The organism is Pseudomonas reinekei, from assembly GCF_001945365.1.
Taxonomy (GTDB): domain Bacteria; phylum Pseudomonadota; class Gammaproteobacteria; order Pseudomonadales; family Pseudomonadaceae; genus Aquipseudomonas; species Aquipseudomonas reinekei.
The window spans coordinates 60,725-84,496 of the sequence record NZ_MSTQ01000024.1 but is presented as its reverse complement, the minus strand read 5'-3'; the positions used below and the strand labels follow the sequence as shown (position 1 = coordinate 84,496).

Sequence of the window (23,772 nt, the reverse complement as noted above, 5' to 3'; positions counted from 1 at the left end):
CCCATCGGCGCAAAGCAGACTCGCCGACACCAAGCGAGCGGCTGGCCTCAATGAAGCTGTAATCCTGCTTGAGAACGAGGTCGGCAGCCTCGCGTTTGAACTCAGGGGAAAAGGTACGGCGTTGTTTGGTCATCTGACACCTCGATCTGGCGAGCATTCTCGCCTAAATGGGTGTCCGGTTTCATTAGACCACTACAGAGGTACTGCCCACTTTATTCGGTTCTATCGGTATTCCGGAAGCGTAAGAACCGCTACCTCATCGCTAGCGCCTTCCAACGGGCCGAAGACTTCACTAACGCTCCTAATGAGTCCGCCGGTGGTGTTCCGCAAAACTATCGTCATGACCCCACACGCTATGGCGGCACACTCACCTCTGCGTCGTTATCTGCACTTCATACAGAAGGCGGTCAAAGCGTTCTTACGCGGCAATGCTCCCATTCCAAGGCCACAGCGATTTAGCAGTCTCGACAAAGAGGAATGAAGAACGCTGGAGTGATCTCGGTGAAAAAGGGAACCACCTACGCCATCAGCCGCGACTGATGGCGCTCGATACCGCAGTGGCTTTGACACTTTGATCAGCCGGTGATGACCCGCCTATCCTGGCTCAATTGCAGCCTTTCGCCATAAATCGCACGGACAGTGAACTCATGCGCTGTGATATTCCCCACGGCTATGCTTTCCTCTCCACGGAGGAACTACGATGCCCCACTCAGACCTGCTGCCGTCTCTGCTGTTCAAGATCAACGAAAACCAGCTCGCGCTGGAAGCCGCCATCATGGAACGGTCAAACGGGGTAGAGCAACGCGGCGCGGCTGAAGTAACGGATAACGTTCGCGGTGCGCTGATGGCGATCGACCGCAACGAAGAGTTCATCAAGATGACCCTTGCGCTGATGATGACGCCGGAGTGAAACCGTTGGACAGCCGCCAGACTGTCTAGCCAACGCCGCACAGGAAACAAAGGTGACGACCTCAAAGGCTCTCGTGGGCTGAAGCATCGTCTGGCGAGTCGTTGCGTCACCGACGATGAGCGGGAAATCACTTCTTCCGACGGCACCGCCCGCGTGGAGTCAAAGCCAAGTTCGCGCCCGCCAGCGGGCCCGATGGTTCTAGACTTTCAGCCGGATGGACGAGGTTATCCCTGAGTTTTTTATCCAGTTCGCCGAAACCCAGGCTGATGTCCTCTGCCGCGTGCTCGGCTGCAACGTCCTCGGCTTCCGGCACCAAACATCCCGGGCTGATCAAATAGTGCGAGAGTAGTTTGTGGTGGGGGTAACGGTTTTCGAAGAGTTTGATCAAACCAATGAAGATGTCTTCTCCGGCGGGGGTGCCGGCGACGCGGCGAATCACGAACTCGGCGATGGCCAGGCGCACCTCGATCTCACTCGGATCGAGTGGCAGCTTCTCTGAGGTTTCTTCAAACCACTGATAGGTCCCGAACTGTAAGGGCTGATCAGTCATCCTGCGACACCCGCCGTGGATGGAGCTCAGTTAGCTTCAACATATTGCAAACCTCATGCGAATCACACCAGCGGAATTCGGTGTGCTCAAGACGCTGGTGATCCCAATCCATCTCACCGGTGCCCCCTTGGGTCGGGCCCTAATAGCCCCTTTAAGTACTGCCGTTATGCCCAAGAACTCAGCGCAGTCTAATTGCCTGCGCACCTCAGCTCCCCTCATACCCAAAAGAGCTGCATAGACGTCTGCTGAAAATGTGCTCACTCTAAAGGCAGTCGCGCCATCCCAGTGCGTGCGTTCATATTTGAAGCGTTCTAGTGCACATCAATACGTGCAATTGTGATTAGCTCGTGATCTCAGGGGGCTCGTTTTCTTCACCATAATAGCCTTCTCCATTCGCACGCTCATTCTTCCAATACAGGATAAGCTGATCGATACTTTCACTATTATGGGATTCGAGTTCCCAAAAATCGGATTGTCGCCAATCATCGAAGGTTTGCTCTTGCAGTGCGGTCGCAACCTCCTGATAAGCCATATGAGGGTCAATAAGCTCCTCATAATCCTGGCCGCCAGTAAGCCATTCGTTAGGATTGTACCCCTTTGGCAGATTACAAAAGCGCCACCATCCGCGATATGTCTCGACAGATCGACGAACGCAATCGACGCGAAAATCATTCTCATTTTTTTCCAACCAAATGCCATTTTCAATCATGGAATCACGGTCTGCATCGCGGCCCAAGAAAAACATCTGGTGCATTTGAGGATCATGTTTCGCCCAATCATAGAACTCGCAGTCGATTTCTGACTGCCCCCACCGCAAAACCGTGCGAACTACTGTTGCCTTTGTAGAGCCAAACACCCATTCATACTCGTGTAAAAAGCTCGGATTGCTGAAGCTTTTCCCTTCACAGGCGTAAAAAAACCTGTGCCGGTGCTTAATCCAAAACTCATCTAGCTCATCCAGCGTCCGCAAGCGGACAAAGAAAGCTCCTTCTTCGAGCAACGCGCGCTCCGGCAAATCGATGTCGACGGGCAAACGTGATGATTTCGTTTTCATAGACGTATAAATCTCGCACACCTGTAGACGATGAAGCCCACTACGGTAAAAAATCAGAACAAGATGTCAAATTATACTGTTAAGAGTATAGAACAAAACTGCTTTGACCGGCTTTATCGTTCCTTTTGCGAGAAGTACTCATGCGATTGGAACTCAAGCGGGCTATTGGTACCTCCATCAAGTCATATCGACTTAAGAGAGACATTCCCCAGGAAAGTTTAGGTCCAAGCCAGCCTTACATCAGCAACCTCGAAGCTGGAAGAGGTAGTGCTTCGATAGACAAAATCGAGCAGATGGCAGATGTCCTAGGCGTTCACCCAATGAGCATAATCTTCGCTGGCTATCTCACTTCAAACGAGCATGCCAGCAAGGACCATTTGTTCGAAAGGATTCGAATGGAGCTAGCTGAAATAGGGATCTAACTGATTTCAGCTATCTGGTGCTGCTGAAAAGGATATGCGGGTCCCCGGACAGTAGCCGCAGAATAGGCCGGTTTCGCCCGATCATCTCAACGATGCTTTTCGTAATAGTACTGTAGGGATTGCTCCCTCGTGCTCCGAGGTTAGCTATTCTTCGGAATTTCGTTTTCCTCTAGTATTACCCCAGATCCCTTGCGGTAGCTGAGACGAATGCTGGCACATAATCACGATTGAATTTGAATCGCGCTTTCATAGCTCACCTCAAAAGCCGCTGTATGCACTCTCTTGACGCTGGTGTCCATGAGCATCTGCGCCGGCAGCAACCGCCCCCCTATAAATGGGGAAGCTAAAAATGCGGTGAAGCAACTGATTCGCTTGGCCATCGCCTCACTCAATCAGGCAGAGGTGTCGCGTAGCTGATAAGATGCGCGGCGTTATTACTTAAGAGGATTGTTTCAATGGCCACTAACCGCTCCCAGCGTCTGCGCAAAAAGCTCTGTGTAGACGAGTTCCAGGAATTGGGCTTCGAGCTGAACCTGGACTTCAAGGAAGATTTGGCTGACGAGGCAATCGATGCATTCCTCGACGCGTTCCTCAAAGAAGCCATGGAAGCCAACGGCCTGGGCTATGTTGGCGGCGACGACTACGGTCTGGTTTGCCTGCAGAAGCGTGGCTCGGTCAGCGCTGAACAACGCGCTGCCGTTGAAGCCTGGCTCAAAGGCCGCACCGAGCTGACCAGCGTTGAAGTCAGCCCGTTGCTGGACGTCTGGTACCCGGAAAAGCCAATCAATCCGGTAGCTTGATGTTCAAAGGGCCATCCATCGTGATGGCCCTTTTTGTTTCTCCATCATGAAACGCGCTTTTATCGTCATATTGCGTCCTCCCCGAATTCCCTCCCTTATTCGAGCGCCCCACTGTCCGTGATCAAGCACGGGGACGATCCTAATCTCGCCATGGCCTGCCGGCATTACCGTCGCTCCATTCCCCCTCACAACTAAAAAGCTGCACTTGGAATCCTGGTGTCGTCCGCTAGGTGACTTACCCATGATTCCGATGACGGCCACTCTCATATAAGCGCTGCTCCGCCTGCGGCGTCGATCCAGTGAAGGGAAGCTCAGGTTATGTCAGTTGACAGTGAAAGCAGGGTTGCGATGCTTTCTGCAAACCCAGCTGGCTCAATCATCCTGACGCTGGTTTTGCGTGTGGTTACTTTCTGAAGCCGTTCGCCCTTCCTAGCCATGGAATTACGCTTGCCAATTAGGCCAAGTCGATTTCTGACTTACCCACCTACGTGGACGGCCGCCTACGCCTGCTTCAGATTTCACTGAGGATTAGGCGCCATGCCAAAGCCATCCTATTCGAGCGGAAAGGATCACCGGCTCCTAGTAATCGAAACGCGGGCCTTCTCCCGCAATGTTGCTGCACTCGGATGCCGACTCGCATACCCTTCAATGTTCACGTGCCCCCCTTCGACGCAGTCAGTGCGTCAAACGCTTCTTGGCTCGTCCTCCCCACGTTAATTACTCATCGCCACACCGAAGCATAACCCGCCTATTAGCGTGGGCTCACGCTCTACAAGCGTGCTAAAAATCCGCCGTGGCAATTGAAAGTCAGCATCCGTCGGTCATCAGCTCTGGGGCGTTAGGTACGGCGGGTTACAGCGAAAAGATCCGCGAACAACTCCCGGTCTGCATCGGAAAGTTCGTATTGTTTAGAGATGACAGTGTCGTGGCTGAAAACACCAGAACTCTACGGCAACACGCGCGTTGACGGGCGCTAGTAGAATTTCAAAGGTTTTCGTTCAGAGCCTAGAGCGTGATTGGCTGAAAGCGGCTGGATGCCTGAGGGGAGACCGGGGATTCAGAGGTAAGAGGGCAAAAGTGTTTTTGACAACATTCGAACTATTTTGTGCTAATTAGCAAAACTTGAAATTCATCGACGCACAGTTTTTTGCGCAGACGCTGGGAACGGTTAGTCGCCATTGGAACAATCCTCTTAAGTAATAACGGGCGGCACTTTAGCAGTTTAAGCGGCCGATTGCCCGACTCTCTGGGGCGCGACAGCTACCGCCGGTAAAAAAATAGCCGATTAGAGGGGCAAGGCACGGCACAAGCCGTGACACCTTGGGGCATAATGCCGACACTTTCATGACCACTGAGGGAATTTTTTTTCATGCCCTCGTTTTTTTCCCCTCGGCTGCAGGGTTCTATTTCACATGATCAAATCGTTGCGTCCATTGTTGCTGGCCGGCCTGCTGCTCCCCCTGGCCCTTCCCGTTTCTGCTGCCCCTATCATCACCTCTTTGTCACCCAACGTTGAAAAAGCCCTCAAGGCCAGCAAGCTGCAGGAAAACGCCCTGTCACTGGTGATGCTCCCGCTCAACGGCCCAGGCACCCCGACCATTTTCAACGCCGACGTATCGGTCAACCCGGCGTCGACCATGAAGCTGGTGACGACCTACGCGGCCCTGGAAATGCTTGGCCCGAACCACCAGTGGAAGACCGAGTTCTACACCGACGGCACGCTCAGCGGCGGCATTCTCAACGGCAACCTGTACCTCAAGGGTGGCGGTGATCCGAAGCTGAACATGGAAAAACTCTGGTTGCTGATGCGCGACCTGCGCGCCAATGGCGTGACCCAGGTCACCGGCGATCTGGTGCTCGACAAGAACTTCTTCGTGCAGCCGCAACTGCCCGAGTTCAATGATGACGGCAACGACGAAAACAAACCGTTCCTGGTCAAACCCGATGCGCTGCTGGTCAATCTCAAGGCCCTGCGCTTTGTCGCGCGCAACGATTCGGGCAAGGTGCTGGTCTCGGTGGAACCGCCGATTGCCAGCATCCGCATCGACAATCAGGTCAAGGCCATCAACTCTAAACAATGCACCGGCGGCGTACGCTACAACCCGGTGCCCCAGGCCGATGGCAGCGTGACTGTGACCGTTGGCGGCCAGTTGGGCGAAGGCTGCAGTTCGCAGACCTACCTGTCGCTGCTTGATCACGCAACCTACACGGCCGGTGCCGTGCGTGCGATCTGGAAAGAACTGGGCGGCAGCATCCAGGGCAAGGATGTGCTGGCGCCTACGCCGAAAGGCGCCAAGGTGCTGGCGCGGTCATTCTCGCCCGATCTGGCGGAAATCATCCGCGACATCAACAAGTACAGTAACAACACCATGGCCCAGCAGCTGTTCCTGAGCCTGGGGCAAAAATTCCGTACCGATGCCGACGGTGACGACGCCAAGGCGGCACAACGCGTCGTACGCCAGTGGCTGGCGAAGAAAGGTATTACCGCGCCGCATCTGGTGATGGAGAACGGCTCCGGCCTGTCCCGCTCCGAACGCGTCAGCGCCCGGGAAATGGCCTCGATGCTGCAGGCCGCATGGCGCAGCCCTTACGCCGCCGAATACATCAGCTCGATGCCGATTGCCGGCACCGATGGCACCATGCGCAAACGCCTGAAGACCACCGCGATGCGCGGCGAAGCCCACGTCAAGACCGGCACCCTGAACACTGTGCGCGCCATCGCCGGCTTCAGCCGTGACGTCAATGGCAACACGTGGGCGGTCGTGGCGATCCTCAACGACAAGGCGCCGTTCGGTGCATCGTCGGTGCTCGACCAAGTGCTGCTGGACCTGTACCGCCAGCCAAAACTGCCGCAGACCGCCTCGGTCCTGTAAACAGTAGGAGCCGGCTTGCCGGCTCCAACCGGGTTTGTGTGTGGGCCGGGTCAGTTCGTCTCGCCCTGCACCCGGTCCCTGCCCGCCTGTTTCGCCGCATAGACCCCTGAGTCCGCCCGCAGCAGCAGCGCATCCGCACCCTCACCGACTCGCCAGTTGGCAATCCCGAAACTCGCGGTGACGATCCCGACCTCGTCGATCGGCGAACTGCGCAAGCCTTGCCACAGTTCCAGTGCCAACCCGTACGCGTGTTCACCGCTGATGTCGGGGCACAGCACCATGAACTCCTCGCCACCCAATCGGCAAAACACGTCCGTGCGGCGCAACCGATGGCCAATGCGCTCGCAGACGATCTGCAATACCCGATCACCTACGGCATGGCCATGCTGGTCATTGATGCGTTTGAAATGGTCGATGTCGAGCATGATCACCGACAGCTCGCCGCCGCCGCGCTCGACCCGGGCCATTTCCGTGGTCAGGCGCTCCTGGAAATACCGCCGGTTGTGAATGCCGGTCAGGGAATCAGTGACCGACAGCGCGCGCAGTTCTTCTTCCACCCGCTTCATGTCGGAAATGTCCGAAATGTAGCCATGCCAGAGTACGCCGCCGCCAGGCAGTTCTTCCGGCGTCGCCTCGCCGCGTACCCAGCGCAGACCGCGTTGCGGCAACTGCACGCGATATTCTTCGCGCCAGGGGCTGATGGTATCGGCCGAGTCGCGAATAGAGGCGCGCACACGGGTGATGTCCTGGGGATGAATCCGCGTGAAGATCGCCTCGGCATTGAGCAGCAATACGTCCGGCTCGAGTTCGTAGATTTCGCGAATACCGTCACTGGCGTAGATCACGCTGAAGCGGCCGTCGAATTCCATCTTGAACTGATAGATTCCGCCTGGGACATGGGCGCTGAGTTTCTTCAACAATACGTCCCGAGCGGCCAGGGCCTCGTGGACCCGTTTGCGTTCGGTAATATCGATGCACACCGCCAGATGACCGACCCACAGGCCTTGCTCATCAAGCACCGGGGTCGCCAGCATGTTGACGATCAAATGGCTGCCGTCGCCCCGCACCAGCGTCCATTCACGCGCCTCGTGCTTGCCGCCCTCGCTGCCCTCGACCAGCATTGCATGGCAGGTTGGCACCGGTTTGCCGAAGCGCGCGCTCAGTTCTGCCGAGCGTGCCGACAGCTCCCGGGGCAGGTGCAGGTTTTCCAGGGTCATTTGCCCCACCACCTCGGTAGCGGTGTAGCCGAGCATCTGCTCGGCACCGGCATTGAAGGTGCTGATCACGCCGCGCAAATCCGTGGCAATGATCGCCACCTGGGTTGCAGCGTTCAGCACACCGCGTAACTGGCCATGGGTGCCGCGCAGTTCCTGTTCGCGGGCGCGCAGTTCTTCGGTCCGCTGTTCAACCATTTTCAGCGCCCGCTGCCGCTGGCTGACCAGCACGTAAAGCAAGGCACTGAGCAACATGCTGAGCAAACCACCGAGCACCACCAGGGTGGTCACCGACGAATGGTTGGCCTTGAGAAACGCCTCGCTGGGCTGGATATCAACCTGGTAATCATGGTCGGCCAGACGCAACAGCCGGGTCGCCGACAACTCACTGACGGCCGGCACGTTTGGCGACTCATACAGCACTTCATGCTGATTATCGATGGACAGATCGAGGATACGCACCGTCAGATAGTCAAGCCCCGCCTCCGGCAGACCGTCTGCCAGCAACTGGCGCATGCTGATCACGGCCATGACATAACCGACCGGTTTGGCTGGCACTGGACGATTGCGCAACACGACCGGCGCGACCAGCAGCACGCCCCGCGCATACGCCGGCTCGGTACCGATCAAGTGCATGGGTTGCGAAACGGCCATCTGGCCATGCTGATCAGCTCGCTCCAGCGTGGCACGCCGCATCGGCTGGGCCAGTAAATCGTACCCGAGCGGCGCGCCGAGTTTGCTTTGTGTCTGGCTGTACACCACGACCACATACTCATCCCTCTCGGCAGCCAGTTGCAACTGGCCGTCGGCGTTGAGCTCGCGAAAGCTAAAATTGCTCAAGCCCTCGCCACGAACACGGCTTTCGAATGCCGCGCGTTGGCCATGGCTCACCCGTTCGGCATAGGAATACGCCTGGGTCCGGTGTAATAAAGGTCGGGTGTAGCCATCGAACTCGTCTCGGGAGACCGAACCGGAGTTGGCAAAAAACCGGCGCAGGCCATCGAGGCGCTGCTCCTGATCTTCAAAACGTTCTTCGATACGGCTGTAACGCTCATTGGCCAACAGTTGAAAACGTTGCCGCAATTGATGTTGAAACAAGTTGAGGTTCGACCACGCCAGCAGGCCCGTGAGAATCCCGCCGACGAGCAATACCAGGAGCGCGACCAGCCAGGCCGAGACATCTTCGCTGATAAAACCCAGGATTTTTGGGCGCACGGCGTGCAACGACATAGACGCAACTCAAAACGCCAGGTGCGGGAAAGCCCTTTGGCCCTGAGTTGAGTTATAGCTATTAGCCACTAATTTGACCAGCGCTGAAAGAACCCACAGAGCCTTTCAAAATCAAGGCTCTGTGGATCCAACCAATTCAAGTGTCAGCGGGCCGTGATTTTCCAGGCGCGGTGGATCTTGGGGTTGCGGGCAAAATCCGGATCGATGGTCTGGGCCGTGATCTCTTCGACCGCGTAGCGCTCGCTGAGGTTGGGTTCCAGGTCGAACTTGCGGAAGTTGTTGGAGAAGTACAACACCCCGCCCGGGGCCAATCGAGCCATCGCCAGGTCGATCAACTGCACCTGATCACGCTGCACGTCGAAAATGCCTTCCATGCGCTTGGAGTTGGAGAACGTCGGCGGGTCGATGAAGATCAGGTCGTACTCGTCACGGCTGGCGTCCAGCCAGGCCATCACATCGCCCTGCTCCAGACGGTTCTTGTCGGAGAAACCGTTCAGCGACAGGTTGCGACGCGCCCAATCGAGGTAGGTTTTCGACAGGTCGACGCTGGTGGTGCTGCGCGCGCCGCCCTTGGCCGCATGCACGCTGGCCGTGGCGGTGTAGCAGAACAGATTGAGGAAGCGCTTGCCGGCCGCCTCTTTCTGAATGCGCATGCGCATCGGACGGTGGTCGAGGAACAGACCGGTATCCAGGTAGTCCGTGAGGTTGACCAGCAGCTTCACGCCACCTTCGTTGACCTCGACGAACTTGCCCTGCGCCGCCTGACGCTCGTACTGCCTGGTGCCGCTCTGCCGCTCGCGGCGCTTGACCACCACACAATTCTTGTCGATGTTCAACGCCTGCGGAATAGCGGCCAGGGCATCGAACATCCGCGCCGAGGCTTTTTCCGGATCGATGGATTTCGGCGCGGCGTATTCCTGGACGTGGACCCAATCGTGATACAGGTCGATGGCCATGGAGTATTCCGGCATGTCGGCATCGTAGACGCGGTAGCAATCGATGCCTTCGCGCTTGACCCATTTGCCCATTGCCTTGAGGTTCTTTTGCAGGCGGTTGGCAAACATCTGCCCGCCTTCGCTCAGGCGCGGCTGCTCGATCACCGGCGCCGGGGCCGGCGTTGGTTTGATCGGGTTGCCGTTTTTGTTGTACTTGCGTTCTTGCGGTTCGCTCGGCGCTTCATCGTAGGCCGCTTGTTCTCGCTCGGCCTGACGCTGTTCCGGGGTGCGACGCTCGCCTGTGACGAACTGATCCGGCAGCACTTTGATCAGCAGCAGCTTGCACGGCAAGGCGCCGTTCCAGAACGAATACTGCTTGTGGCTGCGGATGCCCATGCGCTTGCCCAGGTCCGGCGCGCCGGTGAACACCGCCGCTTCCCAGTTCAGGCAGGCCTGGCGCAGGCGTTCGCCGAGGTTCTGATAGAGGTAGAGCAGGCTCGCCTCGTCGCCCAGACGCTCGCCGTAGGGAGGGTTGCAGATCACCAGGCCTTTCTGGTTCTGGTCGGGACGCGGCTCGAAGGTCGCGACTTCACCTTGATAGATCTTGATCCACTCGCTGAGGCCGGCACGCTCGACGTTGTTGCGGCCCGGTTGAATCAGGCGCGGGTCGGCTTCGTATCCGCGAATCCACAGCGGTGGCTTGGCCAGACCGGCGGCGGCGCGCTCGGAGGCTTCCTCGTGGAGCTTTTTCCACAGCGCCGGTACGTGACCGAGCCAGGCAGTGAAACCCCACTGTTCGCGACGCAGGTTCGGCGCGATGTCGGCAGCGATCATCGCCGCTTCCACCAGGAACGTACCGACACCGCACATCGGGTCAGCCAGTGCGCCGCCTTCAGCCGCGATACGCGGCCAGCCGGAACGGATCAGGATGGCGGCTGCGAGGTTTTCCTTCAGCGGCGCCGCGCCCTGCTGCAGACGGTAGCCGCGCTGGTGCAGGCTGTGGCCGGACAGGTCGAGGGAGAGGATCGCTTCGCCACGGTCCAGACGCAGGTGAATGCGCAGGTCCGGGTTGAGTTTGTCGATGGACGGACGATCGCCTTGCGGGGTGCGCAGTTTGTCGACGATGGCATCCTTGACCTTCAAGGCGCCGAAGTGGGTGTTGTCGATGCCGGAGCCGTGACCGCTGAATTCAACGGCCAGGGTGCCGTCATTGAGCATGTGGTCTTGCCAATCGATGTCGAGTACGCCGTGATAGAGGTCCTCGGCATCTTTCATCGGGAAACGCTTGAGCACCAGCAAGACCCGGTTGGCCAGACGCGACCACAGGCACAGGCGATAAGCGGTTTCCATGGTGGCCATGCCGCGCACGGCAGACGTGTGCTCACGTGCTTCCTCAAGGCCAAGCCCGACGGCTTCCTCGATAAGCAGGCCTTCAAGGCCTTTGGGGCAAGTGAGGAAGAGTTCGAAACGATCGGACATGAGAATTCGGAGCCTTTGGCTGAGTGGCCCGACAACGCATTGCCGGACCGGTTTTCAATCAGGCGCTTTTCTCGAAGAGCGCCCGCGTGGCACGAAGGTGTGCCGTTCCACCCCTGCTGCCCGGTTAAGTGAGCTTAGATGCAAGGACAGATAAAAAAGTTGATGCAACAAATTTCATAAATCGACCCTTCGTCGAATAGTCCTTCCCGGCAACGGGAGGCATTCTCACCAAAGGATTAACCTGTTCATCCTGCGCAGGGCCGATCATACCGGGGTTTGCCCAAAAAATACGCAGCGAACATCCGGTTACTTATGGCCTTAGCACATGAACAGTTACGTCCTTATGACAAAACGATCATTCCCTCGATGTGACGCATTGGTTAGAACTCCATACAGGTTGGCGCCGCAATGACGCCAACACCTTGGCTCGTCACGCCGGCAACGAGCCCCCAACGGCAGAGTTTTTCTGCCAGACCTCAGTAGAGGTCGACGCGATAAATACAGTCAACAAGTGAGGGCAACACCCTATGAGAAGACTTAAGCGTGATCCGTTGGAAAGAGCATTTTTGCGCGGATATCAATATGGCGTTGGTGGCAAATCCCGTGAGCTTTGCCCATTTACTCTACCGTCGGTACGTCAAGCCTGGATTAACGGCTGGCGAGAAGGACGCGGCGACAACTGGGACGGTATGACCGGCACTGCGGGAATCCACAGACTCAACGAACTTCACGCCGTCGGCTAACACAGGGCACAACACTCCGACACGACAATCTGATTACGTAACGAATTAACCACGCACGTCCCATCCGGACGGCGGGCTGCGGCCCAGGGGCTCCTTTAAAGGGGCCCTTTTTTATGCCTGTGAATTCCATTGTGGCGAGGGAGCGTGCTCCCGCTGGCGGCGTAGCAGCCCAAAACTGGACACCCGGTGTACCCGTTAGAACGCATTGGCCGGAATACAACTGCTGCGCAGCCGAGCGGGACGGTGCGGCGATCCGACAAGCTCCCTCGCCACAAAGGCCCGATCCCCACAGGGATTAGCGCAGGGCAGCAATTGCGTCGACGGATTCGCGGATCAGCGCCGGGCCTTTGTAGATGAAGCCTGAGTAAATCTGCACCAGGCTCGCACCGGCGGTGATTTTCTCGGCCGCATGTTTACCTTCGGTAATGCCACCGGCCGCAATGATCGGCAGGCGACCACCCAGCTCCGCCGCCAGCACCTTCACCGTGTGCGTGCTCTTGTCGCGAACCGGTGCCCCGGACAGACCGCCCGCCTCGTCACCATGCTCCATGCCTTCGACGCCTGCGCGGCTCAGGGTGGTGTTGGTGGCGATGACCGCATCCATACCGGTTTCGATCAATGCCTGCGCAACCTGTGCGGTTTCTTCGTCGGTCATGTCCGGGGCGATCTTGATCGCCAGCGGCACATGTTTGCCGTGACGCAGCGCCAGTTCCGCGCGGCGTGTGGCCAGGTCGGCCAACAGTTGCTTTAGCGAGTCACCGAACTGCAGGCTGCGCAGGCCCGGCGTGTTCGGCGAACTGACGTTGACCGTCACATAGCTGGCGTGGGCATAGACCTTGTCCAGGCAGATCAGATAATCGTCGACCGCGCGCTCAACCGGCGTATCGAAGTTCTTGCCAATATTGATACCCAGAACACCCTTGTACCTGGCCGCCGCCACACGGGCCAGCAGGTGATCGACGCCGAGGTTGTTGAAGCCCATGCGATTGATGATCGCCTCGGCTTCCGGCAAACGGAACAGCCGTGGCTTCGGGTTGCCCGGTTGCGGACGCGGGGTGATGGTGCCGATTTCGACAAAACCGAAACCCAGCTGAGCGAACCCATCAATGGCCGCGCCATTCTTGTCCAGGCCGGCCGCCAACCCCACCGGGTTCGGGAAATCCAGGCCCATGACATTCACCGGCTTCTTTGCCGGGGCCTTGCACAGCAAGCCGTTGAGTCCCAGACGCCCTCCCGCGCCGATCAGGTCCAGGGACAGATCGTGGGAGGTTTCCGGGGAAAGTTTGAACAACAGCTGACGGGCCAGGGTGTACATGGGCGGGTTTGACTCTGGGCTAATAAAAAGTGGCGGGGATTATAGCCGGCCCAGGAGGTAACCGGCGAGAACCCCGGTTAATTAGAGACCTGTTGTTGCGGCGATCAGTGCAGGCATCGCCCGTGAGCGTTTTTTGATAGTTCCGCCGCCGCACAGCACCCAATGATCGATGCGATTGCAATGACGTAGCCTCATTCCCGTTCACTGGATGAAAAAAATGCCTCTATTGTCCACAGGTTTACCGGTATCCAGACTCCCGACTCAACCTGACACAAACCGCTCGGCGCGGACGCCCCCCAAAAACCACACGATAATAGCGTTGGACGGCTACGCGTCGTCTCATCAGATTGAAAATGCCTTGATGATGCACGCTCCCTATCCGGACAGACAGGGCGATAGCTCCGTTGTGGTTGAAATGCAGGGCGTGCTCGAGGGCATTGACCTGAACCTGAGTGAAATCATCACGACGGAATCCACCGATCACGCTGTTGCTTCAGCCAATCTCGCGCAAACCATTGAGCAGCTTCTCGCAGGTGAGATAGAGGAAGCACACGACAATGCTCGTGACGGCTCAATCGAGGAATACATCGCTATTAAAATCGCTGAAATGGACCCATCGATAAAAACAGAGCAGTCGCCGACAGCAACCATCCAGCGCGCACAAACCATAACCGACTGCCTCGGCGAACTACTGGGCAAACTGGGCCGTAACGAATTCGAGGGGGATCTCGGTCGCTGGGCCTGCAACCTGACGATTTCCGGCCTGCGTACCGGCCTTGTCGTGGGCACCCTGACAACGATTCGCCAGCTGATCGGATTCACCCTGGAAAAAACCCTGCAATCCAGTGCCGCCTCGCCGCTGACACGCAATGTGCTCGGTGCGATTTCACTGATGATGGGGCCCGCGCTGAACATCATTGGCGCGGTCAGGGATGAGTGCAACGGCACCGCCAATACACAAACGCGCCTGGCCCGCCTCGCTACCCTCACGTTATCGATGGCCGCACTGGCAATGGCGGCAGCAGCGCCCCAAGCGCTGCCGGCACTGGCCTCGTACGGTTCGCAAACGGCCTTTTACAGCTTCGCCTCCGATCTGGTGAATCTGTTCCTGCCGATCAGCGACAATTCGACCCCCAATCCGACCGGAACGGTAGCCACTGCAGGTCTGAATGGCGCCTTGCAGTTTCTGGCCTTTACAGCCATGAGCAATACGGCGCCGAACTCCGGCCCCGGCTATGCGATGTCGGCGGGCAGTGCGCCTTCCACAGCCAATGAGGTGTTCGCGACCCAACTTTCGGATTGGCTTGCACGCAACACCGAGGCAGCGGCCAGTGTCGACCTGTCAACGGAAAACCGAACCACCGAGATTCTCGAATCCCTGGCTCCGGTCATCGGCCATGATGTTTTACGCGGCACCTACAATGCTGGAGCCGACATCGCCAGCCAGGTCCTCGGTGGCGAAATCATGCATGCCCTTCAACCGGAGAAAAACCCTGAAGGCTTCCGGATCAAGCTCATGGCGCCTCGCATTCCCTCCGCGGAACACGTGGCCAACCAATTCCTGACCACCAATGCGATCCGCACCTCAATGAGCGAAACCATCATCACCGTCGTGGTTTCAGCCAGTCGCTACTTCTCCACACTGCCAATCTCCAAAACCGAAGTCGATCACATCGTCAATGCGCTGGTTGCCGCGGTGGTGTTCGCGAGTCGTCCCGGATTCGTATACGCCAACCAGGGAACGAAGCCTGCCGCCAATGTCTGACCGGTTTGACAGCGCAGCGTATTGGCTCACCAATCACTCTTTTCCCGCGCCTCATCCCCCATCGGCTCAAACACCTCTCGCATGAACGCCTTGACGAAGACATCCATGCTGAACGCCAGGTTGTTGGCTCCGCGCATTTCCTTGAACAGCTGCGAGCCTTCAAGCTTCTCTTCTTTCAGGCGAACCAGTACCTGGAGGGTGACGGTCATCAGTTTCTGAGCCGTTGGATAGGCGGCAGAGGTGCCGTCGGCGCTACGCAACGTGCGGAGAAAATCGTAGATCGCCTTTTCTCCTTGTCCTTCCATGGTTAACAGCAATTGATACAGGTGCTCGAACTCCGGGTCCGGACGCCGGTGTTCAGACACATTCTGGCCCGCAGCAAGAAAACGAGATTCAAGCGTCTGAACGCCGCTCTCCTGCTTGAGCGCGCCGTGATTACTCAGGCTATCAATCTTCATGGCTGACTCCATCGGCCACGCGCGCGCCGAAGGTCGAACACAGCGCTGTCAGCGCCTGAACGGCAGACTGGTCCAAAGCACGAACCGAGTCCGGCAGTTTCTCGACGCTCGCCAGCAACCATGGCTCCAGGCGCCTTTGATTGGTTTCCACATCGAATTCGAGCAGCTGATCCGCGAGGCGCACCACATAACGCTCCTGTGAGTGATAGTCGAAGACCACTTCGCCGGACCACTGCCTGCACAATCGCTCACGCAGCTCATCACTCCGGGGACGGCAATGCATCGGCAGCAGCACTTGCAGCACAGCGCCCGCATCGCCCGGTTGCGTCGCCAGCCAGCGCTCGAGCATTTCGTCCAGCCACTCGGGACGACTCAAGGCGTCTTCAAGTATTGCGCGCGCGGCCTGCGTGAGGTCTTTGCGTAATGTTTGCCCCAGCGCCTGCGACTCCAGCAAACCGTTCGCCAGATGCTCTACCGCGCGCAAGACGCCCTCGGCATAGCCTTGCTGAAACGCCTGGGCATGCACCGCGTCGGCATCACACCGGGCCTGGTCGACACAGTCACGGGCCCACCGCTGAGCCTGGCGTTGCAAAGTGCGACGTTCACGTGCGGCGATAATATCCTCGCGTGGCAGATGCACCGCATGGGAGTCGGGGAGTTCAGTCAGGGTTCGGATAGCGTCGAGCATGCTGCACCGCCAAGAAGAAAAGAGCTGGATCGGGTTCAGTGATCGGCCATTGCCTGGACAAGCTGACAACCGGTTCGGAGAATTGCAGGATCAGGCGTTCCAGCAACATCGGCGGCACCTGCTCGCGCCAGCTCCACAATGCATTGAGGCCGGCGGCTTCGACTTGCTCCAGAGGATCGGAGGAGCCCTCGATCGACGCGCCTCTTCGGGTGCCCAGCCGGTAACCGGCAAACCGGCGCAGCGATAACGGCAAGCGCAGCAGCGCGGCGCCTTGCGCCAGATCCGGCAGCACCCGATAGGTGCCCATCAGCCTTGCGATGTAGGGCAGCGCTCGCCAATGGTCAATCCAAAGATGCCCCACGGCTGACAGCGGTGTCGAAGGCCACGAACCTTGCAAATCAAGCCCTTCGAGCAGCATCCGGTCGAGCAGGCGTCGGGCCTCGGCCCCATCGAACTGCGCCGGTAAAGACAGGCGCTGCGGATGTAGATAACTCAAAGGTTGGGCGAGAATTCGCTGCAAACATTCAGCGTGCGCCATCACGCTGTCCTGTACTCGACTGGCGATAGGCCCAGGCTGCACCAATGGCCAATAGCAATCCGCTCACCGCGGCCAACAACCACACCCACTGCGAGTGCCCTTGCGTCGCTTTAGCGGACGGCGCGACGTGCTGCGTCGGCGAACGTCTCGACAGCACCACGGAGATGTTCTCGTACTCCACCGCCGCAAAACTGTTCTTGAGAAAGCGCTTGATATCGGTGATCAGCAATTGCGGTTCGATATCGCGTTCATGGACGGCTACCGCCGACAGATGAATGGGCGGTGATTTGCGCCCGCCTTCGCCGGCATCCAGGTCGTAACTGACATGGACCCGCGCTGAAACCACGCCTTCGAGCACACCCAGCGACTGTTCGATCCGCTGCTCCAGCGCCGAATACAGCCGGGCTTTTTCTGCACGAGGCGAGGCCACCAGTGAATCGGCCGGGAACATCTGTGCCACTTGCAAGCGCGGCCGGGAAGGTAACGAATAGAGGTTGAGCAAATCGACGGCCGCGGAAAAATCGACCTGATCGATTTTCACCGCATAGCCGGTTTTGCCGGCGTCGACTTTCACCGCGGCGATGTTGTTGCGTTGCAGAACCGAAAGCACTTCATTGGCCTGTTGCTGATCGAGCCCTTCAAGCAGACTTGGCTGGCGACAGCCGATCAACGCCACGCACATGACAACCAGTAACGCCCCAACCTTCATGACGCACGCAACAGGGTTTCGGCCGTGCCCACCGCCTTGCGGACCAGCACGTTGAGCAAGTTGATGTCGACGTTGTACTGCCCCACTTGCTCCTGCAATTGAGTCAGCACTTCAGGACTGGTGATATCCGGGCGCTGCATCAGCTGATTGATCGCCGAGACTTGCTGCTCACTGTTGACGGCAGAACCGGCAAACGCATCGATCAAGCGCGACTCGAGGGACACGATCGGCCCTTCCTGCGGACCACGCAACTCAGTGAACGACGTACGCGCAACGAAGGACTGGGAAATGTTCTGAATGGACATGGGATGCACTCAAAAAGGCCATCGATCTACATCGATGGCCGACCGAAAAAAAGAATCAACGCGCCGCCTGGATGATCGCCATGTCGATGTCCTTGAAGCCCTTGATCGTGTTGGTCTGGGCATTACGGAACACCGTGTAGGACGAAAAGGCTGCCTGATAGGCCGCCAGCTTCGAAGGGTCGGAAGCATCATCCTTGAGTTCGTCCAAAGCCTTATCCAGCGCTATCTTGAGATTCTCTGCCCCAAGTTCGAACGCTGCGGCTTGACGCCCGAGAAAGTCATCGGAGAAATCGATCGGAATACCAATACCAGACATGGGTCACCTTTAGTGTTGTGTTGGAAAATGCCAGGATGACGAGGTCATCTTGATGTAGCCCTGGGGGCCGGTTTGAAACGACTTGTCACTCAGCGCATCGTCCTTGAGCTCGACCGTGAAGTTCACGTAACGATCACCCCACTGCTGGTAAAAGCTGTCGACGAAACGGCGAGCGGCGGCCAGTTCGGAATCCTGCAGGTTGCCCGTCACGGCGAAGGTGACACTGCCCTCCTGCTCCGAGCGGTTGAACCCCAGTGAAAGGCGTTGCAGCCCCTCCTGCGCCAGATCAGCCAGCAGGTTGTCATCCTGCACTTGCAGGGTTATGTCTCGGGCATAGGGCGCGGCCGCGAGCAGTGCTTCGATCAGCTTCGCCTGCTTCTGAGGTGTCAGCAGATTACGTTGGGCACTGAGTAACAGGCGCGGCGCCGAGGGATCCTTGAGATCAAGGGCGTGCCAGGCCAGTTGCAGATCATGGTCTATCAGCAACTGCTCCAGTCGACGGCGCTCCTGGTCCGTCACCAACACTTTGCCGCTCAGTGCGTTGTGGCGCACCAGCACCTGCCGACTCCAGCCAGCATCGCGCTCGGAAGCCACGAAGACATAGATTGCATTGTCACGACCGCTCAACACCCGGGCCTCGGCACTGACACCGGCAATCAACGCACGGATATCGGTTTCAGGCGCCGGTTGGGGTACCGACAACAGACGGGTTGTGGCGACCAGCGCGGCTAGCGCCAGCCCACCGGCGATCCATCGAGGCAACGGGCTACGCCACCACGCAGGCTTGTACGTTTCGGATGAAGCCCAGACGGGTTGTCCGAGCACTTCAGGAGCCCAGGTCTGGTCCTCAGGGCGCAAGGCGATTTGCAGGCCGCCGATCTGTACCCTGCACTGGAAGGCGCAATGACGTAGCTCTGCAGCGTCGTCGAGCAACCGAACCGGCAAGCCATCGGGCGTCGCCTGATCCGCCAGTACCTCGAAATTGCAGCCACCCTCCTCCAGCGGAACGAAGACTGCATCGGCAGGAACACTGGCTGTCAGCGCCCCCTGCCCCAACAGATCCGCAGCCCCGACCACGAACAACGTGGTGGTGTCGCCGAGGGGAAATTCGCATCCCTGCAGCGGACCGTTGAGTATCCGTAAAACGCAGGTCTGTCGGGCAGTGTCTGTCACCGGTCAAGCTCCAGCGCTGTGAAATTGAGCAGGCATGTTAGAAAGGCTGATCGCAGAATTCCTGATCGAATTCTGCCGATTGCGCTCCACGGAGGATCAGAATCCGCGGCCAGCCTTCCCTTGGCCCGCCACTAACGCGCCTGGATAAACACCTGATAGCGCTGCCAGACCTTGCGCGCATAGCGAAGGCGCGCGGCTTGCCGATGGGGAGAATTGCCGGCGTTGTACGCCCCCACCGCGGTCCAGTTGTAGCCGAAACGGGCGACAAAACCGGCGAGCACCGAGGCACCGACTTCGACCGACAGGCAAGGCTCATCCAGCAGGCGCTGTTCGGTTATACCCTGCTCGCTCAGACGAGGAAGATGATGACTGTTGATTTGCATCAAGCCGATGTCGTGGCTGCCGTCCTTGTTGTAATTCATCGCTCGCGCCGACTGGCCCGACTCCACCTCGGCGATCGCCTGGAGCAGTTCCGGCTCAATGGCATGCTTCTCGCCAGCCGAATGCCAACAAAACCCATGCGCGGCCCCGGAGCCAAGGCACATCAAGATAAGGATCGGTTTGAATGTGCGCCGACTCATGCCAGAGATCGCCAGCGATCAAGCACAGGCGACGGCTCAGCGCCCTGCAAGGTTTGTCGCCCCATCAGCACGACATCCGCGCCTTTGCTGGCAAGTGCAATACGCTCCTTGAATATCTTCGCCCGCACACACTCGGGATCATGTCGCAGGCACTTTTCCAGACTGTGCGTCGCCTGCTCGGTCCGTCGCCAAAACCAGTGATGCCAGGCGTAGAAAAAATGAACATCGGCCTGTTCGGCGCCCAGTAGACAACGTCGAAAAAGCGCGTTGGCAGCATCCTCGCACCCACGAAGGCTGGTCAGCAGGGCCAGACGCACAAGCGCTTGGGCGCTGGCGGGATCCAGCGACATGGCTCTGGAAATCGCGGATCCCGCCTCATCGATGGCACGCCCTTGCTCGCACACACCGAGCATGGCCTTCCCCAGCCAGGCATCTGCCAACCCGCACCAGGCCGCTGCGTAATTTCCGGCCAACTGCAAACAGTACCGAAACTGCACAAGGGCATCGCGCAGGCTTTGTGGCGTGTGTTGCTGCACGCTGCACAAACCACGCAGGTAGGCCACGGCAGCCGGGTATGAAGCACAGGCATCACCGACAGGACGCAAGCCGGGAATGCGCTGCGCCAACAAACACGCCAACGCACTCAGTGCCTCTGCCGGATCACCGGCATCCAATGTCTGCCCATGCAGCAACACATGATCACAACCACGGATCAGCTCGACCGACCAGAGTGCTCGCTCACGGGTGCCGGAACCGCGGCCGCTCAAACAGTAATCGACAGGCAATTGCCCAGCCATCGCCCGCACCTCGACCGGTTGGCCGTAAGCCGCCATCAATCCCGCGGGAATGACGTGCAATGCCTCGCCGAACGCCGTGGTCAACTGACGGATCATCGCATCCTGCAGATCCAGAGCGGCACCCTCGTCGAGATGGCGAAATGGCAGAACGGCCAGCGTCGGCGCCGCAACCTTTGTGTGGCCAGGCGTGTCCAGTGCGACAACCGCGCAGGTAAAGCGATAACCCTGGCCGTACACGGTCGCAATGAAATCCTTGTTCTCCCTGAGCAACTTGCGTAACGCGTAAATGCAACGGGTCAACGACTCTTCCGCCGCATCGGTTTCGGGCCATACACGGTCCAGCAAGTGGTCCTTGCTGATCACCGTGCCCGCCGAACCGAGCAGCAGACGTAAAACACTCAACTCTTTTGGGGGGATGTGGACGCCTTGTCCATCTCGCATCAGCGTTCCGTCGCTTTGCAGTTGCCAGTGGTCAAAAACGTACGACGGGACCGGCAATTGATCAGTGGCACTGTCCATACTTTGAGACTTCTCTATAGGAAGGGACTGAAACGCAATCGAGCCTGTGAAGGGCCAGGCTCGAGATAACAAGCTGCGTGACTATAGGAAGTTGAGTGGGGGGATTCCGTAGGACTATTCACTCCATAGATGTGGGAAATTACGACATAGCTCGTAGCCTCCGTCAAAAATCAAGTCACCTAGTTTTTGAACATTCGACCTATAACACTTTTCTGACACCACTCTGGCCACCTGCGTTGCTGTTTTGCCAATCCTATAACGTGCCGACACTCATCTTTTATTCAAGGCCAGTTCGGCTTGAGCGCACTTCAACGCATCTGCGCCAACTTTAGTTGAACCAATATCATCATATGACTCTTTATATTTATACTCTAAAATATCCACCCCATTATAAACCCCTATCGAAGCGAGCATTATTTCATGATAAGAATGATGATCCTTAGGTGCCATTAAATTGCCAAGCATGACGAGCCGCGCCTCTTCCAAACTTGGAAGATCTTTGGGGGCTTCGTTTGATAACCCATGCATTTCACTGCACATCGCATAATGATTCAGATACCGCAACGTATGCCCACTTGGCCCAGAGGCAACAGGCTTGCCGTGTACAATTGCTTCAAAAACCCACTTATTTACATTTTTATCTTCTTTATCCGAGACTCTTACAACATTCGTTTTCGCGCCAGTGGTGTGCTGTCGGAATTGAGGGCCTAGCGGATTGTTAAGTCGATTATTTTTTTCATCCTCAACAAAACGTTCAGTACTCCAATTAATATGCAATACATCCTTCAGCAATTTTTTTCTATCCGACGTACTCAACCCTTGAATAATACCTAGAATACCATCATCAATATCAATCAACGACAGACCTACTTCCTCATACAAATATGCTTCGACATCCTTTGTCCTGACAAGAAAATCATTCCATCGATCAGCAATTAAATTTCGAACCTCCTCAGTATATTGAATTGGATTTGTCACCTCAAAAATCTCGAGATCAAATCGATGACTATTCCAAGGGTAAATTGGATTATCAGGAGTACGAACATGATTGAACATGCATTTTCTTCGCTCCATGTCACCAACATCATATTCCTTACTCTCTGCTTTTATCAGAGTCGCAAGGACATGTGCATCCAACGTATCCATATCCGCGAGTAACTCATGCGCCCCTCCAATGTACGCACTTTCTTCGATGATCTTCTGCTGCTGCTGAGGAGAAAAATCATTGAATCTCATCGGGCTGCCTGTAACCTCCCTGATTCTTTTTGCGATCGACGCCAATTCGCGGCTACAACTTAGGCTTTTACCCAATATTCTCTCAAGTTTTTTATTTTCACTCGCAGTCTCTTTATAGGGGCTGTGGTCAAATACGTTTGCTTTTTTTTCCAACTCACGCTGTTTCAAATCCTGAATTTCTTTTGACGGCAAAATCGTAGAGCCCGACCGTCCCCTTGGCATCAAGCCATGAGTGGCGCATTCAGAGGATCGGTTTTCTCGTATGAGTCTAACAACTTGATTAATACGCACACGGTCATCTGCCAGTGCAACAAGCGCTCCCTTGAAAATATTGACTTGAACGTCCGCAGACAGACTACTCATGCTGGATGCGCGCGACACACCAAAATCAGAAACATTAAGCATAACAAGTCTCCCTCAGCGAATAGTGCCAGCCAAACACTCTATTATTTTTTTTCGACCCGATATCATTTTTATCAAATTCGCCATCAACGACTCAGCACACAAAGACGTTGATTCAACCATACTAAAATACGCTAAGTCTCGTTCTCTCACCTCAACCACGCTACCCACCAAGTCGCCCCATTGCGGATCCAGAGCCTCATTGATTATTTGCAGTTCCATTTCTGTCTTCACAACGGGCAATCGAAACAAAAACATCATCAGCGCTGTTCCCATCGCATCAAAATCAAGACAAAAAAAATTGCCATCCTCCAGACTCAACTCAACACTACAACACTCGTCACCCCGTAAATTTCTTGTACCGAACCGCTCCTCAATTTTTTCTACAAACTGATCAATTATAAATTTCACACTCATAGTTAATGCATCACCCACAGGCTCATAACCCTCTGCAAAATCTGACCAAATAACAGATATCCTCAACGGTGTTCCACTCAGCCACCTCAGCTTCAGGTAAATCAATGTTAAATGTCTGATTGAGACACATCACAATTTCCACTAGACCGACAGAATCGACACACAGGTCCTCCACCAATCGGGAACTCATTTCAACTCTCCATTGGCAAGGCGCAAGATAATCCGACAAAACCTCTATAACCAGAATATCAAGCTCATCACTAAAAACTTTCGCCATTACGTCTCCAACAATTAAAAAGCAGACGCAACTCCAGTCACAGAACTGGCTCCACGTCTGCACAAT

Annotated in this window: 25 protein-coding genes; 6 read left to right on the top strand and 19 right to left on the bottom strand. The window is 56.8% G+C overall.

Features of this window, described 5'->3' with window-relative positions:
* Positions 1-133 (bottom strand): transposase (locus BVK86_RS26335; protein WP_139315740.1); only part of this gene is annotated, 133 nt, incomplete at its 3' end.
* Between the two features lie 567 nt (positions 134-700).
* Between BVK86_RS26335 and BVK86_RS26330 the strand changes: the two genes are divergently transcribed.
* Positions 701-910: a hypothetical protein gene (locus BVK86_RS26330; protein WP_075949162.1), complete on the top strand. Its 210-nt coding sequence runs from the start codon at positions 701-703 to the stop codon at positions 908-910.
* A gap of 127 nt (positions 911-1,037) precedes the next feature.
* Here BVK86_RS26330 and BVK86_RS26325 read toward each other — a convergent pair whose 3' ends face one another.
* Positions 1,038-1,460 carry a hypothetical protein gene (locus BVK86_RS26325; RefSeq protein ID WP_075949161.1) on the bottom strand — a complete coding sequence of 141 codons (423 nt, stop codon included), beginning with the start codon at positions 1,458-1,460 and terminating at the stop codon, positions 1,038-1,040.
* Positions 1,461-1,800: 340 nt separating this feature from the next.
* Complete coding sequence (locus tag BVK86_RS26320; protein WP_075949160.1) at positions 1,801-2,514, bottom strand: hypothetical protein; 714 nt, start codon at positions 2,512-2,514, stop codon at positions 1,801-1,803.
* A 140-nt stretch (positions 2,515-2,654) separates the two neighbouring features.
* Here BVK86_RS26320 and BVK86_RS30630 point away from each other — a divergent pair, with 140 nt between their 5' ends.
* Positions 2,655-2,936, top strand: coding sequence for a helix-turn-helix domain-containing protein (locus BVK86_RS30630; RefSeq protein ID WP_083659355.1), 282 nt, complete (start codon positions 2,655-2,657; stop codon positions 2,934-2,936).
* Positions 2,937-3,157: 221 nt separating this feature from the next.
* On the opposite strand, the gene BVK86_RS29895 is transcribed toward BVK86_RS30630, so the two are convergent.
* The gene (locus BVK86_RS29895) at positions 3,158-3,316 is read right to left on the bottom strand and encodes a hypothetical protein (protein WP_157720431.1); all 159 of its coding nucleotides are present in this window, start codon (positions 3,314-3,316) and stop codon (positions 3,158-3,160) included.
* Positions 3,317-3,391: 75 nt separating this feature from the next.
* On the opposite strand from BVK86_RS29895, the gene BVK86_RS26310 reads away from it, so the two are divergent.
* Together BVK86_RS26310 and dacB are read left to right on the top strand one after the other, a co-directional pair.
* A complete protein-coding gene (locus BVK86_RS26310; RefSeq protein ID WP_007971486.1) occupies positions 3,392-3,736 on the top strand; it encodes a YggL family protein in 345 nt (114 codons plus the stop codon).
* A 1,412-nt stretch (positions 3,737-5,148) separates the two neighbouring features.
* The gene (dacB, locus tag BVK86_RS26305) at positions 5,149-6,609 is read left to right on the top strand and encodes a D-alanyl-D-alanine carboxypeptidase/D-alanyl-D-alanine endopeptidase (protein WP_075949159.1); all 1,461 of its coding nucleotides are present in this window, start codon (positions 5,149-5,151) and stop codon (positions 6,607-6,609) included.
* A 50-nt stretch (positions 6,610-6,659) separates the two neighbouring features.
* On the opposite strand, the gene BVK86_RS26300 is transcribed toward dacB, so the two are convergent.
* Both BVK86_RS26300 and rlmKL read right to left on the bottom strand, forming a co-directional pair.
* Positions 6,660-9,053 carry a sensor domain-containing diguanylate cyclase gene (locus BVK86_RS26300; RefSeq protein WP_075949158.1) on the bottom strand — a complete coding sequence of 798 codons (2,394 nt, stop codon included), beginning with the start codon at positions 9,051-9,053 and terminating at the stop codon, positions 6,660-6,662.
* 143 nt (positions 9,054-9,196) lie between these two features.
* On the bottom strand, positions 9,197-11,467 hold the full coding sequence (rlmKL, locus tag BVK86_RS26295; protein ID WP_075949157.1) for a bifunctional 23S rRNA (guanine(2069)-N(7))-methyltransferase RlmK/23S rRNA (guanine(2445)-N(2))-methyltransferase RlmL: 2,271 nt from the start codon (positions 11,465-11,467) through the stop codon (positions 9,197-9,199).
* A gap of 527 nt (positions 11,468-11,994) precedes the next feature.
* Between rlmKL and rmf the strand changes: the two genes are divergently transcribed.
* Positions 11,995-12,210 (top strand): ribosome modulation factor, encoded by a 216-nt coding sequence (gene rmf / locus BVK86_RS26285; protein WP_003223300.1) that lies wholly within the window; start codon positions 11,995-11,997, stop codon positions 12,208-12,210.
* Between the two features lie 295 nt (positions 12,211-12,505).
* Here rmf and BVK86_RS26280 read toward each other — a convergent pair whose 3' ends face one another.
* Complete coding sequence (locus BVK86_RS26280) at positions 12,506-13,525, bottom strand: quinone-dependent dihydroorotate dehydrogenase (protein ID WP_075949156.1); 1,020 nt, start codon at positions 13,523-13,525, stop codon at positions 12,506-12,508.
* Positions 13,526-13,844: 319 nt separating this feature from the next.
* On the opposite strand from BVK86_RS26280, the gene BVK86_RS26275 reads away from it, so the two are divergent.
* Complete coding sequence (locus BVK86_RS26275) at positions 13,845-15,290, top strand: hypothetical protein (protein WP_092267181.1); 1,446 nt, start codon at positions 13,845-13,847, stop codon at positions 15,288-15,290.
* A gap of 26 nt (positions 15,291-15,316) precedes the next feature.
* Here BVK86_RS26275 and BVK86_RS26270 read toward each other — a convergent pair whose 3' ends face one another.
* From BVK86_RS26270 to BVK86_RS26215, 12 genes are all read right to left on the bottom strand, one after another.
* The gene (locus BVK86_RS26270; RefSeq protein ID WP_075949155.1) at positions 15,317-15,748 is read right to left on the bottom strand and encodes a hypothetical protein; all 432 of its coding nucleotides are present in this window, start codon (positions 15,746-15,748) and stop codon (positions 15,317-15,319) included.
* Positions 15,738-16,436 carry an oxygen-regulated invasion protein OrgB gene (locus BVK86_RS26265; protein WP_075949154.1) on the bottom strand — a complete coding sequence of 233 codons (699 nt, stop codon included), beginning with the start codon at positions 16,434-16,436 and terminating at the stop codon, positions 15,738-15,740. Before BVK86_RS26265 ends, BVK86_RS26270 begins: the two co-directional genes overlap by 11 nt.
* Complete coding sequence (locus BVK86_RS26260) at positions 16,408-16,974, bottom strand: secretion system protein (RefSeq protein WP_075949153.1); 567 nt, start codon at positions 16,972-16,974, stop codon at positions 16,408-16,410. The genes BVK86_RS26265 and BVK86_RS26260 overlap by 29 nt, the downstream gene beginning before the upstream one ends.
* On the bottom strand, positions 16,961-17,683 hold the full coding sequence (locus BVK86_RS26255) for an EscJ/YscJ/HrcJ family type III secretion inner membrane ring protein (RefSeq protein WP_075949152.1): 723 nt from the start codon (positions 17,681-17,683) through the stop codon (positions 16,961-16,963). The genes BVK86_RS26260 and BVK86_RS26255 overlap by 14 nt, the downstream gene beginning before the upstream one ends.
* Positions 17,680-17,988 carry a type III secretion system inner rod subunit SctI gene (sctI, locus tag BVK86_RS26250; protein WP_075949151.1) on the bottom strand — a complete coding sequence of 103 codons (309 nt, stop codon included), beginning with the start codon at positions 17,986-17,988 and terminating at the stop codon, positions 17,680-17,682. Before sctI ends, BVK86_RS26255 begins: the two co-directional genes overlap by 4 nt.
* Before the next feature lie 55 nt (positions 17,989-18,043).
* Complete coding sequence (gene sctF, locus BVK86_RS26245) at positions 18,044-18,304, bottom strand: type III secretion system needle filament subunit SctF (protein WP_075949150.1); 261 nt, start codon at positions 18,302-18,304, stop codon at positions 18,044-18,046.
* A 9-nt stretch (positions 18,305-18,313) separates the two neighbouring features.
* Positions 18,314-19,477, bottom strand: a complete 1,164-nt coding sequence (locus BVK86_RS26240) for a PrgH/EprH family type III secretion apparatus protein (protein WP_075949149.1) — start codon at positions 19,475-19,477, stop codon at positions 18,314-18,316.
* 131 nt (positions 19,478-19,608) lie between these two features.
* A complete protein-coding gene (locus tag BVK86_RS26235; protein WP_075949148.1) occupies positions 19,609-20,058 on the bottom strand; it encodes a transglycosylase SLT domain-containing protein in 450 nt (149 codons plus the stop codon).
* Positions 20,055-21,374 (bottom strand): winged helix-turn-helix domain-containing protein, encoded by a 1,320-nt coding sequence (locus BVK86_RS26230; protein ID WP_075949147.1) that lies wholly within the window; start codon positions 21,372-21,374, stop codon positions 20,055-20,057. The genes BVK86_RS26235 and BVK86_RS26230 overlap by 4 nt, the downstream gene beginning before the upstream one ends.
* 270 nt (positions 21,375-21,644) lie before the next feature.
* Positions 21,645-23,015, bottom strand: a complete 1,371-nt coding sequence (locus BVK86_RS26225; protein WP_231977944.1) for a hypothetical protein — start codon at positions 23,013-23,015, stop codon at positions 21,645-21,647.
* Between the two features lie 12 nt (positions 23,016-23,027).
* Complete coding sequence (locus BVK86_RS26220; protein WP_139315806.1) at positions 23,028-23,447, bottom strand: hypothetical protein; 420 nt, start codon at positions 23,445-23,447, stop codon at positions 23,028-23,030.
* A 4-nt stretch (positions 23,448-23,451) separates the two neighbouring features.
* Entirely contained in the window at positions 23,452-23,706 is a 255-nt protein-coding gene (locus tag BVK86_RS26215; protein WP_075949145.1) for a phosphopantetheine-binding protein, read from the bottom strand.
* Between the last annotated feature and the right edge of the window lie 66 nt (positions 23,707-23,772).

Coding starts and splice junctions, on each gene's coding strand:
- BVK86_RS26330 (WP_075949162.1), top strand. CDS start 701: ATGCCCCACTCAGACCTGCTGCCGTCTCTGCTGTTCAAGATCAACGAA.
- BVK86_RS26325 (WP_075949161.1), bottom strand. CDS start 1,460: ATGACTGATCAGCCCTTACAGTTCGGGACCTATCAGTGGTTTGAAGAA.
- BVK86_RS26320 (WP_075949160.1), bottom strand. CDS start 2,514: ATGAAAACGAAATCATCACGTTTGCCCGTCGACATCGATTTGCCGGAG.
- BVK86_RS30630 (WP_083659355.1), top strand. CDS start 2,655: ATGCGATTGGAACTCAAGCGGGCTATTGGTACCTCCATCAAGTCATAT.
- BVK86_RS29895 (WP_157720431.1), bottom strand. CDS start 3,316: ATGGCCAAGCGAATCAGTTGCTTCACCGCATTTTTAGCTTCCCCATTT.
- BVK86_RS26310 (WP_007971486.1), top strand. CDS start 3,392: ATGGCCACTAACCGCTCCCAGCGTCTGCGCAAAAAGCTCTGTGTAGAC.
- dacB (WP_075949159.1), top strand. CDS start 5,149: ATGATCAAATCGTTGCGTCCATTGTTGCTGGCCGGCCTGCTGCTCCCC.
- BVK86_RS26300 (WP_075949158.1), bottom strand. CDS start 9,053: ATGTCGTTGCACGCCGTGCGCCCAAAAATCCTGGGTTTTATCAGCGAA.
- rlmKL (WP_075949157.1), bottom strand. CDS start 11,467: ATGTCCGATCGTTTCGAACTCTTCCTCACTTGCCCCAAAGGCCTTGAA.
- rmf (WP_003223300.1), top strand. CDS start 11,995: ATGAGAAGACTTAAGCGTGATCCGTTGGAAAGAGCATTTTTGCGCGGA.
- BVK86_RS26280 (WP_075949156.1), bottom strand. CDS start 13,525: ATGTACACCCTGGCCCGTCAGCTGTTGTTCAAACTTTCCCCGGAAACC.
- BVK86_RS26270 (WP_075949155.1), bottom strand. CDS start 15,748: ATGAAGATTGATAGCCTGAGTAATCACGGCGCGCTCAAGCAGGAGAGC.
- BVK86_RS26265 (WP_075949154.1), bottom strand. CDS start 16,436: ATGCTCGACGCTATCCGAACCCTGACTGAACTCCCCGACTCCCATGCG.
- BVK86_RS26260 (WP_075949153.1), bottom strand. CDS start 16,974: ATGGCGCACGCTGAATGTTTGCAGCGAATTCTCGCCCAACCTTTGAGT.
- BVK86_RS26255 (WP_075949152.1), bottom strand. CDS start 17,683: ATGAAGGTTGGGGCGTTACTGGTTGTCATGTGCGTGGCGTTGATCGGC.
- sctI (WP_075949151.1), bottom strand. CDS start 17,988: ATGTCCATTCAGAACATTTCCCAGTCCTTCGTTGCGCGTACGTCGTTC.
- sctF (WP_075949150.1), bottom strand. CDS start 18,304: ATGTCTGGTATTGGTATTCCGATCGATTTCTCCGATGACTTTCTCGGG.
- BVK86_RS26235 (WP_075949148.1), bottom strand. CDS start 20,058: ATGAGTCGGCGCACATTCAAACCGATCCTTATCTTGATGTGCCTTGGC.
- BVK86_RS26230 (WP_075949147.1), bottom strand. CDS start 21,374: ATGGACAGTGCCACTGATCAATTGCCGGTCCCGTCGTACGTTTTTGAC.
- BVK86_RS26225 (WP_231977944.1), bottom strand. CDS start 23,015: ATGCTTAATGTTTCTGATTTTGGTGTGTCGCGCGCATCCAGCATGAGT.
- BVK86_RS26215 (WP_075949145.1), bottom strand. CDS start 23,706: ATGGCGAAAGTTTTTAGTGATGAGCTTGATATTCTGGTTATAGAGGTT.